Source organism: Arsukibacterium sp. (genome assembly GCF_041616895.1).
Lineage (GTDB): Bacteria > Pseudomonadota > Gammaproteobacteria > Enterobacterales > Alteromonadaceae > Alishewanella.
This window is the reverse complement of the sequence record NZ_JBFJPY010000214.1, coordinates 1-1,523: the sequence shown is the minus strand read 5'-3', so window position 1 is coordinate 1,523 and position 1,523 is coordinate 1. Positions and strand designations below refer to the sequence as shown.

Sequence of the window (1,523 nt, the reverse complement as noted above, 5' to 3'; positions counted from 1 at the left end):
GGCGATGGTATGCGTCAGCATCGCGGCGTCGCAGCAAAGTTTTTTGCCTCGCTGGCCCAGGCCCGGGTTAACGTCGTGGCTATTGCGCAGGATAGTAGCGAGCGCTCTATCTCGGCGGTGGTTGAACAAACCGTTTGTAAAGATGCAGTAAGGGTATGTCACGAAAACTTCTTCAGTCATATTCCCAGCATCGATGTCTTTTTGGTGGGGTGTGGTGTCGTCGGCGCTGAGTTGCTGGCGCAGATTGAGCGCCAGCAAGGTTTTTTACAACAGCGGCAGGTTAAATTAACAGTATACGGCGTCGCCAACTCACAGCAGTTGTTGCTGGCGAAAGAGGGCGTTGACCTGAGCAACTGGCAAGCTGAGCTCAATGACAGCCAGGATCACTTTACCCTGGCCGCGTTGACAGATTTTGTCCGTCAGCAACATCTGACTAACCCGGTGCTGGTCGATTGCACCAGTGCCGAGGCGGTGGCCAGCCAGTATGTCGATTTTCTGGCTGCAGGCTTTCATGTCGTCACACCAAATAAGAAAGCCAATACAGCCAGTCTCAGCTATTACCGCCAGTTACGCCAGGTTGCACAGCAGCAGCGGCGCCGTTTTCTATATGAAACAACGGTAGGCGCCGGGTTGCCGGTTATTGATACCTTGCAGGGGTTATTGAATGCCGGCGATGAATTACTGGCGTTTGAGGGGATCTTATCCGGCTCATTGTCTTATATTTTTGGTGAGTTAGAAGCGGGCGCCAGTTTGTCTGCTGTTACCACTAAAGCCAAAGCGATGGGCTTTACCGAACCGGATCCACGTGATGATCTGTCGGGTACCGATGTTGCCCGTAAATTGCTGATTATGGCGCGTGAAGCCGGCATGGCACTGGAACTAAGTGATGTCAGCATTGAGCCGGTGCTCCCCGCCGACTTTGACAGCAGTGGCAGCACTGACGATTTTATGGCGCGCTTACCTGCCTTAGACGCTGCGTTCACTCAACGGATAGCAGCAGCGGCTGAACAGGGCAAAGTACTGCGGTATATTGGTGAGATCCGTAATGGCAAATGCCAGGTGGCCATCAAAGCCCTGGATCAGGATCATCCGCTGGCCAAGGTAAAAGACGGTGAAAATGCCCTGGCAATTCATAGCCGTTATTATCAGCCGATCCCTTTCGTGCTGCGGGGCTATGGCGCCGGGGCTGCAGTAACCTCAGCGGGGGTATTCAGTGATATTATGCGGACCCTAAGCTGGCAGCAGCAGGTGTAATAACCATGAAGAATTCTACGATAGCCCGATATTTTGCGCCGGCCTCGACCGGCAACTTTTCTGTTGGTTTTGATTTACTCGGCGCTGCCTTTGAACCTGTAGCAGGGGGAGATACAAACGACGCTTTATTTGGCGATGAGCTGGAAATAACCGGCGAGTAGAGTGAGCTTAGCTTACAGATCAGCGGTCGTTACCGCCATCAGTTGCCTGCCGACAGCAGTACCAATTTAGTCTTAAGCTGTTTTTATGCCTTTGAGCAAGCGGTGGGC

The 1,523-nt window shown here is 52.9% G+C and carries 1 protein-coding gene and 1 pseudogene; both read left to right on the top strand.

Annotated elements, in window-relative coordinates:
• Positions 1–1,254 (top strand): annotated as a pseudogene (thrA, locus tag ABY802_RS16925) (bifunctional aspartate kinase/homoserine dehydrogenase I); the annotation flags it as partial.
• Between the two features lie 5 nt (positions 1,255–1,259).
• Positions 1,260–1,415, top strand: coding sequence for a hypothetical protein (locus ABY802_RS16920; RefSeq protein ID WP_372628285.1), 156 nt, complete (start codon positions 1,260–1,262; stop codon positions 1,413–1,415).
• Positions 1,416–1,523 lie beyond the last annotated feature (108 nt).